Source organism: Desulfosudis oleivorans Hxd3, from assembly GCF_000018405.1.
GTDB lineage: Bacteria > Desulfobacterota > Desulfobacteria > Desulfobacterales > Desulfosudaceae > Desulfosudis > Desulfosudis oleivorans.
The window spans coordinates 2,508,637-2,523,697 of sequence record NC_009943.1 but is presented as its reverse complement, the minus strand read 5'-3'; the positions used below and the strand labels follow the sequence as shown (position 1 = coordinate 2,523,697).

Below are 15,061 nucleotides of genomic sequence, written 5' to 3'. Positions count from 1 at the left end.
GAGACGATGCCGGGCAATGACGGGCGCGAAAGCGACCACCAGGCCTTACCCGTGGAGAAAAGGCCGGCCGGGTTGGCAAAACCGGGCCGGTTTTTGTGCCACTCAAAGCCCTTGTTTTTGCCGATTCACCTCTTGACACCTTTGATATCAATGGTTAATAGTATTCGAAAACACAATGCGGCGGCTGTTTCCTGCCGGATTTCATGGAGCATTGATGATGATACAGGTAAACCAGCTGACACGGTATTACGGCGATCTGTGCGCGGTCAACGGCATTAGCCTGAAGATTGAAAAAGGCGAGATCGTGGGCCTGCTGGGGCCCAACGGGGCGGGCAAAACCACCACGCTGCGCATGCTCACCGGGTTTCTGCGGCCCACGTCGGGCGACATCACGGTCAACGGCCTTTCCATCCATAATGATATGCCGGCCATCAAGCGTCTCATGGGCTACCTGCCTGAGGCGGCCCCGGTTTACGACGACATGCTGGTGTATGATTACCTGGTCTACGTGGCCGATGTCCGGGGCATTCGCAGGGAGGAGCAGAGTGACCGCATTTCCCGGGTCGCGGGAATGTGCGGTCTCCAACCGGTGATGCACCAGCCGGTGGCCGAGCTCTCCAAGGGGTTCCGCCAGCGGGTGGGCCTGGCCCACGCCATGATCCACGATCCCGAGATCCTGGTGCTGGATGAACCCACTTCGGGCCTGGATCCCAACCAGATCGTGGAGATTCGCGACATCATCCGGCAGGCCGGAAAGGAAAAGACCATCATTTTTTCCACTCATATTCTAAGCGAGGCCGAAGCCACCTGCGACCGCATCGTGATTATCGACAAGGGGAGAATCGTGGCCGACCAGGCCACCGGGGAGTTGATCGCCGAAGCCGGCGGAGACCGGGCGCTTTTTCTCTCCCTGGCCGGGGCTGACCCGGAGACGGCAAAAGTCGGGCTGGCCGGCGTCAAAGGCGTTCAGGACGTTCAGGTCCAGCCGTCCGACCCGTCCGACCCGTCCGGGGTGGTGCGGCTGAAGCTGGTCTGCGCGCCCGACCCGGACCCGCGCCGGGTTATTTACGCCCATATCCGGCAGACCGATTGGGACCTGCTGGAGTTTTACGGCGAGACCCAGGGCCTTGAACACATTTTCCGGAAACTCACCACGGAGGCATGACATGGCAGAGGTGTGGCACATCTTCAGGCGCGAGTTTAAGGCCTATTTTGTTTCACCGGTGGCCTATATCGTGATCACGGTTTTCCTGCTGGTGACCGGGTGGTTTTTCTTTTCGCCCTTTTTTCTCCAGGGCCAGGCCACGCTGCGGGCCTTTTTCGGCATGCTGCCTTATGTCCTCTCTTTTGTGGTGCCCGCGGTCACCATGAAACTGTTTGCCGAAGAGCTCCATTCCGGCTCCTATGAGCTGCTCATGACCCTGCCGGTGAACCTGGGCCAGGTGCTGGCCGCCAAGCTGGCCGCGGCATCGGCCTTTGTGGCGATCATGCTGGCGCCCACGGTGATGTATGCCGTGTCGGTTTCCCTGGTGGGGGACCTGGACTGGGGGGCAGCGGCCGGCGGTTATATCGGGGCACTCCTGCTGGGCGCGGCCTATGCGGCGGTGGGGCTGTTTGCCTCGGCCCTGACAAAAAGCCAGATCGTGGCCTTTATCATTGCCGCGGCGGTCTGCTTTGTGCTGACCCTGCTGGACGCCATGCTTTTTTTCCTGCCCGACAGCGTGATGGGCGTGGCCGGTTATCTTTCCGCCGGGGCCCATTTTGACAACATCGCCAAGGGCGTGGTCGACAGCCGGGACATTCTTTATTTTTTAAGCGTGGCCTTTGTGTCGCTCTATGGCGCCTATCTTGTGCTGTGTGAAAAACAATAGGGGACTTTGCGGATGGAAAAAGCCAGACGGACGCAACGATACATAAAGTTCGGTCTTTACCTTGCGGTGGTAGTGCTGCTCAACATTGCCGGGGCCTCTTTCTTTTTTCGGGCCGACCTGACCGCGGACAACAAGTACTCCCTGTCAGACGCCTCGAAACAGGCCCTGGCCCGGGTCTCCGGCCCCCTGACCATCAAGGTCTTTTTCACGAAAAACCTGCCGCCGCCCCACAATGCCACGGAACGGTACCTGCACGACCTTCTGGGGTCCTACGCCCTTTACGCGGACCGGCATCTTTCCTACCAGTTTCATGATGTCACGCCCAAAGAGGGCCAGACCGGTGAACCGGTGGCGGAAAACCAGGCCCTGGCCAATGACTACGGCATTTACCCGGTGCAGGTGCGAAACGTGGAGGCCGACGAGGTCAAGTTCCAGAAGGCCTACATGGGAATGGTGATCATCTACGGCGACATGGTGGAAAAGATCGACCCGGTCTCCACCATCGACGGCCTGGAATACCGGATCACCACGGCCATCTCCAGGCTCACCCGCAAGGTGAGCGCTTTTGCCGACCTGGACGCGCCGGTAAACGCCACCCTGTATCTCTCATCCTCGCTGTACGCGGTGGCGCCCTACCTGGAGATCAACAACCTGCGGGAACTGCCCGGCACCATGAAGGAGATCACAGACCGCTTAAATGCCCGGCTGTTTGACGCCATCGCGTTTGAAACCGTTGACCTGTCCACTGAAACCGGCCGGGCCGACGGGATCGACGACCTGGACCTGATTCACCTGAAATGGCCCGAGATTCCCCAGCGCGCCGGGAAATCGATTCCCGAGGGGGAGGGGGCCATCGGCCTGGTACTGACCCAAAAACAGCGGCGGCTTTCCCTGCCGCTGCTCAACGTGGTGGAGCTGCCCATCTTCGGCACCCGGTATTCCATGCCCGATGCCGAAGAGACCGAGGATCTGCTGGACCGGTCCATTGAGTCCCTGGTGGGCATCAATGACGATATCGGGTTTCTGGCCGGTCACGGCACCCTTCAGGGGGTATCCCCGGACATGGCCAACCCCTTTCAGCCGGACAGCAGCACCTCATCGGCCAACTTTCGGGCCCAGGTTTCGGAAAACTACACCATCCGTTCTCTGGATCTTGCAACTGAAGGACTGGATGACGCCGCCTTTGCCTGCCTGGTGATCGCCGGACCCACCGAGCCTTTTTCCGACTATGAGCTGTTCCAGATCGACCAGTACCTGATGCGGGGACACAGCCTGGCGGTTTTTCTGGATCCCTTTAAGGAGGTCTATCCCCAGGGAAGGCCCTCTCCCTATGCCCAGCCGGCCTATGTGCCCCTGGAGACCGGGCTTGAACAACTTCTGGCCCATTACGGCGTGACCCTGGAACCCTCCGTGGTGATGGACGAATCCTGCTTTAAACAGCCCGTGGATCCGCGCATGGGCGGGGGCGAGCAGCCCATCTATTTCGCGCCGCTGATCAAAAATGAATACATCAACCATGAGCCCGGCTTCATGAAAAACATTCGGGGGCTGGTGGCCATGCAGAACGCGCCCCTGGTTCTGCAGGAAGAAAAACTGGAGCAAAACGGCATCGCGGCCACGCCCCTGTTCTCCTCCAGCGACCAGTCGTGGGAGCAGAAGGGCCGGATCAACTTAAACCCCATGTTTCTGAGGCCTCCGGGACCGGATGCCGAAAGAGAGAGCTTTCTGCTGGCCTGCCTGTTGAAAGGGGAGTTCCCCAGCTATTTTGCCGGAAAACCGGTGCCCGTAAAGCCGTCGGAGGATGAGCCGGAAGCAGAAGACGACACGGCCGCGCCGGCAGGCAAAGGGCCGGCTGTGGAGGCCATTGGCACGGTCATTGAAAAGGGGCGGCCCGGAAAAATTTTTGTGATGGGGTCTTCGCATCCGCTGCGGGACTACATGGTGGACCGGGAGGGCAGGGTGCCCAACGCCGTGTTTCTGGCCAACGTGATAGATGCCCTGAACGAGCGGGAAGCCGTGGCCCTGCTGCGAAGCAAGCAGCAGACTTACAACCCGTTAAACGACGTGTCCGCCACCATACGCACGGCCATCAAGGGGTTTAACATCATCGGGCTGCCCGTGCTGGTGGTGATTGCCGGCCTGGTGGTGCTGCTGGCCCGGTCGATCCGCAAAAAACGGATCGCCCGGCGGTTTGCGGCATAGCCACTTGCGGCAACACGGTAATTGCTGTTGCTGCCCGACGGATTGAACAATCCAGGCGGGCCTGTGCGGACGACATTGGCATAAAGGTGAGGCAGGATGAAAATCAAAACCGAATATCTGGTGCTGGTGGCCCTGATTGCGGGGCTCTCCCTGTTTCTCTGGTTTAGAAACAGCGATCGGGTGCTCTATGAGCTGCCCGACACCGGGGGCCTGAAAAAGGAGCAGATCGCGCGCATCGAAGTGCGGGCACCTGAACAGGCCCCCCTTGTTCTTGAAAAAAAGGGGAATGTCTGGTTCTTGCCCTCCGGGGCGCCTGCAAAACCGGCGGATACGGTCCGCATGGTGGAAGCCGTCTCTGATCTTGCCCTTACCACCCTGGTGTCGGAGCGGGACGATCTTGTCCGTTACGACCTGTCAGCGGACAAGGCCGTGACGGTGACCGCTTCGGCCCCGGACGGAAAACCGCTTCGCACCATTGCCGTGGGCAAAACCGCGCCTTCCCACAACCACACCTTTGTGCGAATTGATGAGGACCCCCGTATCTATCATGCCAGGGGCCGGCTTTCCGGTATTTTTGATAAAACCGCCGACGCACTGACCGACAGGCGGGTGCTGGATGTCGACAGGGCAACCCTTACCCGGATCACGGTGGAACAGGCGGGTGAAAGCCGGACCCTGGTAAAAAGCGCGGCCGAAGATACCCTGTGGATCACGGACGAAGGAGAGACGGTGGACCCGAGTGCCGTGTCGGGTTTTTTGGACGCGATTTTACGCCTGGAGTGCATCACATACCGGGAGACGGCCGGGCCGGAAAACCCGGGAGAACCGGTTCTTACCGTCACGCTGATGGATGAAAACGCCCATACACTGTCGGTGTTCCCGCCCAAAGCGGCCGACGGCAGCAATTATCCGGCCCGTTCCTCCAGAACCGACCTGGGTTTTCTTCTTTCCGCGGACACTGTTGAAAATCTTTTTAAAACCGTGTCCGGCCTGGCGCCCGGTGCCGAAGACACACCGGACGCAAAGGAGTAACCTGCTGTGGAAAAAGGGATTCTGCTGTTTAAAATGATCGTGGTGCTGGTCCTCTCCATTTCCCTGGGCAACTGGTTTCTGAAAAAAGCCAGGCAGGTCCGTGCCCAGGGCCGGCCCCTTTACCAGGCCTACCTGACTGCGCCGGGAATCATTATCCTGCTGGCAATCCTGGTGCCCGTGGTCCTGATGATGCTCGGTTATATTTAGCCCGAATATGGCAAGAACTATGCCGTGGCCGTGCCGGAAGCCGTTGACACACCGGCCCCTTCAAAGGAGGCCATCTGGGTCATGATCTTGCAGGCCGCTGCCACCGCATCCATGGCCATGACAGCGCCCGTGCCTTCGCCCAGCCGCATTTGAAGATCCAGCACCGGCTCAAGCCCGATAAAAGACAGGGCCGCCTTTTGCGCCGGTTCCACGGACCGGTGCCCCGCGATCAGAAACCCCTTGATCGACGGACAGATAACAAAGGCCGCCAGCCCGGCGGCCGTTGAAATCACGCCGTCCAGCACCACGGCGGTCTGTTTTGACGCCGCGGCCAGAATGGCCCCGGCCATGCCCGCAATTTCAAACCCGCCCAGGGTGCGCAGCACTTCAAAACCGTTTTTCGAATCCGGGCAATGAAGTTTCAGGGCCTGTTCAATCACGGCGGTCTTTCGTTTCAAACCGTCGTCGTCCACGCCGGTGCCCCGGCCTGTGGCCTCGGCCGGAGAGATGCCGGTAAGGGCGCAGATGATGGCCGTTGCCGGGGTGGTGTTGCCGATGCCCATTTCGCCCATACCCACAATGTCGATGGGCTTTCGGGCGTGGGCCTCCAGAAAAACAGCCATGCCGTTTTCCAGGGCCGTTTTTAATGCGTCGGCGCTCATAGCCACCTGCCGGGCCAGGTTTTCCGTGCCCGGCGCCACTTTCTTTTTGACCAGGTCCGGGTGGTCTTCAAACGCCCCTGCCACACCCATGTCCACCACCTTCATGTCAATGCCGTAGTGACGGCACAGCACATTGATGGCGGCCCCGCCGGCCAGAAAGTTTAGTACCATCTGGACCGTGACCTCTGAAGGAAAGGCGGACACCCCTTCCGCCGTGACCCCGTGGTCCCCGGCAAACACAAAAAGGTTTTTCTGTCCAATGGCCGGGTCCAGCCTGTTCTGGACCAGGCACATTTGAACGGCCAGGGTTTCCAGCCGGCCCAGGGAGCCGGCGGGTTTTGTCTTGTTGTCGATTTTTCGGCCGGCGTCGGCCAGCAGGGTTGTGTCCACCGAGGCAACAGCGTCAATGGTGGCGCGGCAGAGGGTGGCGGGAGCCAGAGCAGAAAGAATAAAAGGCGTGTCAGCGGATGGTGTTTTTTTTGGCATGGATACCTCCTGAATAAAATTTCAGAAGGATTTTGCCCAGCAAAAATCCGGTTTGGCAGCAGGCAGGCTTTCCGGCTGGCGGATCATTCGCGGGCCGCGCCTTCCCCCGATTTTTGTCGGAGTGGCATTGTGCGGCCGTTGTCCCCGGTCACGGCAACGGCTGGCATGCGATGGAGTTTCACCATCTTTCCTTTTACCCCGGCCCGAAAAAACAGGCCCGGCACCTTGCTGTCTTTAAAACGGGTATAGGCGGCCGGGAAAATGTTGTCAAGCAAAAACCCTATGTTTTTTGCTGTGGAAATTTATTCTGTACCTGCGCGCACATGTTGTAGAAAATTTACTCAACGTTATCCACCATACGGCAGGTCTTTTTGGGTAATCATAATATGTGAATGCAGTTCCTCATGCGTTTCGTTATTTTCTTTTTTGTGCTACGAAGCGGCCGGTTGTACGCCGATAGCATGGCGTAAAGCCGGCGGCAGGGGATCAACGCAAAAGTGAGCCGTTATCAGATAAGGCCTCGTTTGCGGGCCATGCCGACCATCTGGTCCATCATGGTGACCGGCGGCACCACCCGTTCCGGTTCCGGTTTGGCAACCAGGGTGATGGCTTGGGTGGGGCAGGTAGTCACGCACAGGCCGCAGCCGATGCACCGGTTCAGATCAACTTCAGCTACGTCATCCGCATTGAGGCGAATGGCGCCCATCTGGCACCGGTCCAGGCAGGCTTCGCATCCGGTGCATTCATCGGTATCAACTTGAGCGTAATGGTTGGCAAAGACAATCTCAGCCGGCCGGGGATGCTTTTTTAAGGCCACCAGGACCCCGCAGCAGTCTCCGCAGCAGTTGCACATGCCGGCCGGGTTCTGGGCCGTGGCCGGCTGGGTGACAAGACCCTCCTCCCGGCATTTGTCCAGAATGGCGATGGCCTCTTCCAGAGAGACCTCCCGGCCCATGTTCCGGTCCAGGTAATACTGGCCCATGGAACCGAACATGAAACAGGCTTCCAGCTGTTTGCCGCACCCTTTTTCCATAACCTGGGTACGCTTGCGGCAGATGCAGTCAGTAACGATAATTTTCGGCTTGTCCGCCAGAATTTTGACGGCGTCTTCATAGCTGGCCACGTTGTGGGCGACGTCAAGCGACTTTTGCACGGGAATGGGCCGCAGAAAATAGTCGGCCCCTTTCTGCATGGCCGCGTCAAAGGCCTCGTCAAAGTATATCTGGACCATCTCGGACAGCTCGCGGTCCAGAGTTTTGACCTGAAATTCAAACAGGCCGTGAACAAAGGGAATGGCCGCGTATCGGGAGCCGTTCTCTTTTTTCAGCCGGAACAGCAGCCCCCGCTCAGCCATGTCATCCAGCCGTGCGGCCAGCTCGTCCACGGGCCGGCCCAGCCGGGCGGCAACGGCCTCCGGGGTTTCCAGCTGGTGGGTCATGCCGGTAAACAGGCGGGCGTCGTCTTCGGAAAACAGGTATTTAAGGATCCTGATCTCAATACCGGAGTCTGTTGCCGGAAAACCCATGGAATAGGTTTCCAGCTGGCGTTGAAGGGCGCGGTAGATGTCGTCTGTCATGGTGTCTTCCTTTTCTATGCTCTCAAGCGTGGGGGCGGAACATAAACCCGTCTCATGCCCTCCTGAAGGGAGATGGCCCCTTCGGGGCAGAAACGGGCGCAGATGCCGCAGCCGATGCAGTATTTTTCCTCGCGAACCGCCGTGCCCTCACTGCCCAGCACAATGGCATCCACCGGGCAGCGTTCCACGCAGATGCCGCAGCCGGTGCACGTGTCCTCGTCAATGACGGACAGGTAGTTGGTGGAGTTGATCATGGGTGTGGCGCCGTTGCGCCAGAGGGTAAAGGTGTCGCAGCAGTCCTTGCAGCAGTTGCAGATGCTGTTTTCTTCCTTGCTGATATTCGAGCCGTTGTGAAAGGCTTTGTGGACCAGGCCGGCCTCTTCCGCCTGCTTCATGATGGCCAGGGCCTCCTCTTTTGACACCAGCCGGGCAAACCCCTGGGCCACGGTGTGGCGGGCGGACTTGCCGAAGGTAAAGCAGACCTCGGCGGGTGCATGAATTTCGCAGTCATGGCCCAGCACCTTGTTGTAGTTCCGGCAGAAACAGTGGCCCACGGCGATATCGTCAAACTTGTTGATGATTTCTTCAACGGTCTGGGCCGGCAGCACGGTGTCTTCGGCCCCAATGGCCCTGTTGATCTGAATGGTGTTGCCGGTTTCCGTGGTAAAAGTGGGAACGGTCCGGTCCACCGGGGGCTGCTGCTCAAAGATCGGCAGCAGGTTGTCGTAACCGCGCTGCATGTTATCCCGCAACTCCTGCAGCAGGGTGTGATAAAGCTTTGCGATCTTTTCAAGCGGCTCCCGCTCTTTTCCCTCGGGCAATTTGTTCATGAAGGTATATTCAAAGGCCCCCACCAGGATCAGGGGCAACAACCGGTAAACCATGACGCCCCGGCTGTTGGGCTGGTTGAACAGAATGCCTTTTTTGGCCAGCGAATCGGTTCTGGCTGTTATCTCCTCTTCCGAAAGACCGGTCTTCTCTTTGAGCTGGTCTATGGAGAGGGATTTGGCACCGTCAAAGGCGGCATTGATAAAGTCGGCATCCGCTTCATCCAGATAGAACCTGACGATCTCTAAAAGCGTATCGGTCACCGCAAAGGGAATCATGCCCGCGCTTGAGATCAGTCCCGCTGCCTTTTTGAATTTCTGTTCAACTGCTTCTTTGTCGCTCATTCATGACCTCCATGGAAAAGATAAGATGGTTTTCGTTTGGGCAGTGTTTTCAGTCGCAGGGCTTATTAAAAGCCAAACAGGCCGGTATGTCAATCCACATTAAGGGTTGTTTGTCGTACGCCGTAGTGACGAGTAATGCAGCGCAACGCAGAAATTGGGCTTTTTACGAAGTCGTTAATGAATGATTTTCAGGCGGTCCGGCACCGGGGTCACGCGGGGGAATTTGCCCAGGGGGTTTTCATCCACCAGCAGCACACAGCCGTAAGCCTCTTCCAATACCTGGTAGGTCAGGATTTCGCCGGGCGCGCCTTTGCCCACCACGCGGCCCTCTTTTAACAGCAGCAGGGTGTCGCCGTACATGGCGGCCAGGTTGATGTCGTGGGAGACCATGACAATGGTGACCCCTTTTTCATTTTTCAGCCGCTCCATCAGGTCCATGATCCGGGTCTGGTGGGCCAGGTCCAGGGAGGCGGTGGGCTCGTCCAGCATAATAAGGCGGGGCTCCTGGCACACGGCCTTGGCGATAAAGGCCCGCTGTCTTTCCCCGCCGCTGAGCTGGTCCAGCTTGCGGGAGGAAAGGTGCTCAATGCCGGTAAAGACCATGGCCTGGCGGGCGATTTCCGTATCCGCGGCGTCGGGAATGCCCAGAACGCCCTGGTAGGGCGAACGGCCGGCCAGTACGAATTCTTCCACGGTCAGGGGAAAGTCGATGCGGGTCTCCTGGGGCACAAAGGCCATGGTTTGGGCCAGGCTCCGGAAGGTGTAGTTTCCGGCCGGTCTGCCCAGAATGTCGAACCGCCTGGCGTCGGCGGCCAGAAGCCGGGCCATGGCCTTTAAAAGGGTGGTCTTGCCGCTGCCGTTGGGACCGATGATGACAAAAAAGGAGCCGGGATCAACGGAAAAGGATATCTCCTGAAGCACGGGCTGATCCGTGTAGCCGCAGAAGAGATGGTCGATGGCGATGGCGTGGATCATTTTTTGTCCGGCCGTTTCAAAAGATAGATAAACAGTGGCGCCCCGAGAATGGCGGTGATCACGCCCACCGGCATTTCGCCGTGGGCCGGCAGGGTCCGGGCCAGCATGTCGCACAGCACCATATAGGCGCCGCCGCCCAGCAGGCAGGCCGGCACCAGAAGACGGTGGTCTGCGCCGATCAGGCGCCGGAAGAAATGGGGCACCACCAGCCCCACAAATCCCAGCAGGCCGCACTGGCTTACCGTGGCGCTGACCATGAACGAGGTCACCACCAGCAGCACGGCCCCGGCCACGCGAATGTTGACCCCCATGGTCTGGGCCATCTCCCGGCCCAGCAGGATCAGGTTCAGAATGTTGGCATACCTGAACACAACGATAAAGCAGGGGATCACCAGCGCGGCCAGAATGGCCACCTGCTTCAGTCCCACCATGGAAAGGTCGCCCATGAGCCAGAACATGATGTTGTGAATTCTTGCGTCCTGGGTGATGGCGATCAGGAACATGATGATGGCGGAGCAGAAGGCGTTGATCATGACGCCGGAGAGCAGCAGGGACTCGTTTTTGAGAATGGTTCTGCCGGTGGCCATGAACAGGATCAGCAGCAGACAGGCCCCGCTGCCGATAAAGGCCGCGATGCTTACACCGGGAAACGGGGACAGCCCCAGCAGGATTCCGATAATCGCGCCCACGGCGGCCCCGCCGGAAATTCCCAGGATGTAAGGCTCAGCCAGGGGGTTGCGCAGCAGGGCCTGAAACACTAGGCCCCCGGCGGAAAGCGAGGCTCCCACCAGGGCCGCCAGCAGGACCCGGGGCAGGCGGATGCGCCAGATAATGGTGGTGAGCACCGGGTCGGCGGTATCCATGCGGATCAGGCTTTTGCAAATAGCGCCAATTTCCCATCCCGACGATCCCCTTGCAATGCCCAGAATGCCGACGCCCACCAGCAGACCGAACAGCAGCAGGGAGAGCAGGCAGATGCGGGAAATCAGAGAGGCCCCGGTGTTGTTCATGGTGTATCCTCTGAAGGGGTGCCGGAGAAAAGTTCCGGGTGAATCAGCCGGGCCAGGGTTTCCAGGCCCTCCACGATGCGGGGGGTGGGCCGGTCCACCAGGTTGGAGTCGATCAGGTGAATCCGGTTGCTTTTTATTGCGGGCAGGGTGTCCCATTTGCGCCACTGGGCCATGGCTCTGTCAAACTCGCCGTCCCGGGTCATGGAGGTGATGATCACCACGTCCGGGGCAAGGCCCACCAGTTCCTCCTCGGAGAATCGGGGATAGGGCGTTTGACCGGCGGCCAGGTTTTTTCCTCCGGCCCGGGTGATCAGCTCATTGATAAACGTGTCTGTGCCGGCTGATACAATGGGGGAGATGCCGATCTGGAAAAAGACCGCCGGCCGGTGCGGGATTGACGCCACCAGCCGGTCGATGCGGTTGATGCGGGCGCGCATGCTGTCGGCCAGTTGCCCGGCCTTTTTCGTTGCATTGAGCAGCGTGCCCATCTCCTCGACCGTCTGGATCACCGTGTTCAGGTCAAAGGGGTTGACGGCATAGACCGGAATGCCCAGCTCGGTGAGCCGGTCGGCCACCTGCTTGGGATTGCCGTCCTTGATGGCGATGCAGAGGTCCGGCGACAGGGCCACGATGCGTTCCAGGTCCAGGTGCACATAAGAACCCACCCTGGGCAGTTGCAGGGCTTCCGGCGGATAATCGCTGTACTGGGTGACGCCTTTTAAAACATCCTGGCGTTCCAAGGCGAATATGATTTCCGTGATGCTGGGTGCCAGGGACACCACGCGGCTCGGACTGTCCGGCACCTCAAGGGTGCGGCCGGTCGGGTCGGTCACTGTTTTCGCGTAGGCCACAGGCAGACACAAAAACGTTATAAGGGCTGTTACCACCGCCATGCGGCGGAACTGCATTGAGAAAAACTGTTTCATATCGCGTAAGATAAACCCTTATGAATGCACAGGCCGTTTTTTGTACAATGGTACTGTGGTCTTATCAGAAAAGAGCGGGAGGGGCAATCTTGTACATCCCGTCAAAATCAAAATCGGAATCGGGATCGAGCCAATCGATACCGATAGCGATACCGATCCCGATTTCGATTATATTAATGAACCGGGATATTTCCTTGAATAAAGCCTAAGAGTCTGGTATTTCTGAGCTTTAAAAAAGACCCCGTGGTTGATCAGGAAAGCTGGGCTGGCTGAATGGCATTTGATATAACCCGCAGAAAATCAAGACAGATTCACATCGGTTCCGTTGCCGTGGGCGGCGAGGCCCCGGTATCGGTCCAGTCCATGACCACCACCGACACAGCGGACGTGGAAGCCACGGTGGCCCAGATCGCAAGGCTTGAAGCGGCAGGGTGCGAGATTGTGCGGGTGGCGGTGCCCAACCCGGAGGCGGCAAAGGCCATCGGGCGGATTAAAAATGAGATCGCTATTCCTCTGATCGCCGACATTCATTTCAACTGGCGCCTGGCCGTGGCCGCCATGGAGGCCGGGGCCGACGGCCTGCGCATCAATCCCGGCAACATCGGGGGCCGGGAGAAAACCCTTAACGTCATCGACTGCGCCCGGCATCACAAGGTGGCCATTCGCATCGGCGTCAACTCCGGGTCTGTGGAAAAAGACCTGCTGAAAAAACACAGCGGGCCGACGCCCCGGGCCATGGTGGAAAGCGCCCTGCGCAACATCGCCATTTTCGAAGCGGCAAATTTTTTTGATATCAAGCTCTCCCTCAAAGCCTCGGATGTGGCCCGCACCGTGGAGAGCTACCGTCTGATCGCCGCCGCCTGCGATTACCCGCTTCATGTGGGGGTCACTGAAGCCGGGGGGCTGTTTCCCGGGCTGGTCAAGTCTTCTCTGGGCATCGGCATGCTGCTGGCCGAAGGCATCGGCGACACCATTCGCGTGTCGCTCACCCGGGATCCGGTGGAGGAAATCCGGGCCGGGTTTGAAATTCTCAAGGCTGTGAACAGGCGGCACGTGGGTCCGGACATTATATCGTGCCCCACCTGCGGCCGGTGCGGCATTGATCTTTTTGCCATCGTGGAACAGGTGGAACGCCATGCCCTGGCCATGCGGGCCCCGGTAAAAATCGCGGTGATGGGGTGCGTGGTCAATGGCCCGGGAGAAGCGGCCGAGGCGGATGTGGGCATTGCCGGCGGCAGGGGAGAGGGCGTGCTGTTTAAAAAAGGGAAAATTGTTAAGACCATTCCCGAAGCCAACCTGGTGAAAAATCTGCTGGCGGAAATGGATAAGCTTGAGACGAATTGGGGTAAAAAAGGAGCTGGAAAAAAATAATGGGAAAACAGGAACAGGCGGCGATTTCGCCCACCCGTGCGGAAAATTATTCGGAGTGGTATCAGCAGGTGGTCAAGGCGGCGGACCTGGCGGAAACATCGCCGGTGCGCGGGTGCATGGTGATCAAGCCCTGGGGCTATGCCATATGGGAAAACATCCGGCAGGCACTTGACGGCATGTTCAAGGCCGCGGGCGTGAAAAACGCCTACTTTCCCCTGTTTATTCCGCTGGAGTTTCTGGAGCGGGAAGCCGAGCACGTGGAGGGGTTTGCCAAGGAGTGCGCCGTGGTGACCCATCACCGGCTGGAGGCCAAAGACGGCCGCCTGGTGCCCGCCGGTGAGCTGACTGAGCCCCTGGTGGTGCGGCCCACATCAGAGACCATCATCGGCGAGTCCTTTTCCCGGTGGGTGAAAAGTTACCGGGACCTTCCCGTGCTGATCAACCAGTGGGCCAACGTGGTGCGGTGGGAGATGCGCACCCGCATTTTTCTGCGCACCAGCGAGTTCCTGTGGCAGGAGGGCCATACGGTTCACGCCGACGCCGCCGAAGCCATGGAACTGGCCCGCCACATGCTCAACCTGTATGAAAAACTGGCCACCGACTACCTGGCCATTCCGGTAATCAAAGGCAACAAGAGCGATTCCGAGCGGTTTCCCGGCGCCGTGGAAACCTTCTGCATTGAAGCCATGATGCAGGACAGAAAGGCCCTTCAGGCCGGCACCTCCCATTTTCTGGGCCAGAATTTTGCCCGGGCCTCAAAAATACTTTTTCAGTCCGAGCAGGGCAAAGAAGAGCTGGCCTGGACCACCTCCTGGGGGGTCTCCACCCGGCTGATCGGCGGGCTGATCATGTGTCATGCCGATGACGACGGCATGATCATGCCGCCGGCCATCGCCCCGGCCCACGTGGTGCTGCTGCCGATTTTCAAAAAGGATTCAGACAGGGAAACGGTGATGGCTTATACCGATACCCTGGCCGCACGGCTTCGTGAAAAACAGTACATGGGCCGGCCCGTGGGCGTGGAGATCGACACCCGGGACATCGGCGGGGCCCGAGGCTGGGAGTGGATCAAAAAGGGCATTCCGTTGCGCGTGGAGATCGGCCCCAAGGACATTGAAAAACAGTCGGTGTTCGTGGGCCGCAGGGACATGGGTCACCGGGAAAAGATGTCGGTTCCCACCGACCGTTTTGTTGAAGACATTGCCGATACCCTGGCCGCGGTGCAGCACACCCTTTACCAGCGGGCCCTTGAGTTCCGCGCGGCCCACACCGTGACCATTGATGACAAAAAAGCCTTTTACGATTTTTTCACTCCGCAAAACACGGACATGCCGGAGATTCACGGCGGGTTTGCCCTGTCCCCCTGGTGCAGGGACCCGGCCTGTGAGGCGGCTATCAAAGACGATCTGTCGGTTACCATCCGGTGCCTTCCCCATGATGAAGCGTTACGGGGTGCGGATGCCGGTTCCTGTGTCTGCTGCGGGAAAACGGCCAAAGGCCGGGCCGTGTTTGCAAAGGCGTATTGATTTGGACCCTTTGTTTCGGTTGTTTCGATACCGATAGCGATAGCG

The 15,061-nt window shown here is 59.0% G+C and carries 13 protein-coding genes and 1 riboswitch; of the genes, 7 read left to right on the top strand and 6 right to left on the bottom strand.

The window, feature by feature from the left end:
* Positions 1-214 precede the first annotated feature (214 nt).
* From DOLE_RS10645 to DOLE_RS10625, 5 genes are all read left to right on the top strand, one after another.
* The gene (locus DOLE_RS10645) at positions 215-1,165 is read left to right on the top strand and encodes an ABC transporter ATP-binding protein (protein WP_012175486.1); all 951 of its coding nucleotides are present in this window, start codon (positions 215-217) and stop codon (positions 1,163-1,165) included.
* Between the two features lies 1 nt (position 1,166).
* Complete coding sequence (locus DOLE_RS10640) at positions 1,167-1,871, top strand: ABC transporter permease (RefSeq protein WP_012175485.1); 705 nt, start codon at positions 1,167-1,169, stop codon at positions 1,869-1,871.
* Positions 1,872-1,883: 12 nt separating this feature from the next.
* Positions 1,884-4,073 carry a GldG family protein gene (locus DOLE_RS10635; RefSeq protein ID WP_012175484.1) on the top strand — a complete coding sequence of 730 codons (2,190 nt, stop codon included), beginning with the start codon at positions 1,884-1,886 and terminating at the stop codon, positions 4,071-4,073.
* Between the two features lie 96 nt (positions 4,074-4,169).
* Positions 4,170-5,105: a DUF4340 domain-containing protein gene (locus tag DOLE_RS10630; RefSeq protein ID WP_012175483.1), complete on the top strand. Its 936-nt coding sequence runs from the start codon at positions 4,170-4,172 to the stop codon at positions 5,103-5,105.
* Positions 5,106-5,111: 6 nt separating this feature from the next.
* A complete protein-coding gene (locus tag DOLE_RS10625) occupies positions 5,112-5,312 on the top strand; it encodes a hypothetical protein (RefSeq protein WP_012175482.1) in 201 nt (66 codons plus the stop codon).
* Positions 5,313-5,329: 17 nt separating this feature from the next.
* Here DOLE_RS10625 and cobT read toward each other — a convergent pair whose 3' ends face one another.
* The 6 genes from cobT to DOLE_RS10590 form a co-directional block, all read right to left on the bottom strand.
* Positions 5,330-6,460: a nicotinate-nucleotide--dimethylbenzimidazole phosphoribosyltransferase gene (gene cobT, locus DOLE_RS10620; protein ID WP_012175481.1), complete on the bottom strand. Its 1,131-nt coding sequence runs from the start codon at positions 6,458-6,460 to the stop codon at positions 5,330-5,332.
* Between the two features lie 45 nt (positions 6,461-6,505).
* Positions 6,506-6,703: riboswitch (cobalamin riboswitch) on the bottom strand.
* Positions 6,704-6,968: 265 nt separating this feature from the next.
* Positions 6,969-8,036 carry a 4Fe-4S dicluster domain-containing protein gene (locus DOLE_RS10610; protein WP_012175480.1) on the bottom strand — a complete coding sequence of 356 codons (1,068 nt, stop codon included), beginning with the start codon at positions 8,034-8,036 and terminating at the stop codon, positions 6,969-6,971.
* A gap of 14 nt (positions 8,037-8,050) precedes the next feature.
* Entirely contained in the window at positions 8,051-9,208 is a 1,158-nt protein-coding gene (locus DOLE_RS17465) for a 4Fe-4S binding protein (protein WP_012175479.1), read from the bottom strand.
* A gap of 174 nt (positions 9,209-9,382) precedes the next feature.
* Entirely contained in the window at positions 9,383-10,183 is an 801-nt protein-coding gene (locus tag DOLE_RS10600) for an ABC transporter ATP-binding protein (protein ID WP_012175478.1), read from the bottom strand.
* Positions 10,180-11,193, bottom strand: a complete 1,014-nt coding sequence (locus tag DOLE_RS10595) for a FecCD family ABC transporter permease (RefSeq protein ID WP_012175477.1) — start codon at positions 11,191-11,193, stop codon at positions 10,180-10,182. Before DOLE_RS10595 ends, DOLE_RS10600 begins: the two co-directional genes overlap by 4 nt.
* Positions 11,190-12,119: an ABC transporter substrate-binding protein gene (locus DOLE_RS10590; protein WP_012175476.1), complete on the bottom strand. Its 930-nt coding sequence runs from the start codon at positions 12,117-12,119 to the stop codon at positions 11,190-11,192. The genes DOLE_RS10595 and DOLE_RS10590 overlap by 4 nt, the downstream gene beginning before the upstream one ends.
* 273 nt (positions 12,120-12,392) lie before the next feature.
* Between DOLE_RS10590 and ispG the strand changes: the two genes are divergently transcribed.
* Together ispG and proS are read left to right on the top strand one after the other, a co-directional pair.
* Positions 12,393-13,490, top strand: a complete 1,098-nt coding sequence (ispG, locus tag DOLE_RS10585; RefSeq protein WP_012175475.1) for a flavodoxin-dependent (E)-4-hydroxy-3-methylbut-2-enyl-diphosphate synthase — start codon at positions 12,393-12,395, stop codon at positions 13,488-13,490.
* On the top strand, positions 13,490-15,016 hold the full coding sequence (gene proS, locus DOLE_RS10580; protein WP_012175474.1) for a proline--tRNA ligase: 1,527 nt from the start codon (positions 13,490-13,492) through the stop codon (positions 15,014-15,016). The genes ispG and proS overlap by 1 nt, the downstream gene beginning before the upstream one ends.
* The last annotated feature ends 45 nt before the right edge of the window (positions 15,017-15,061 follow it).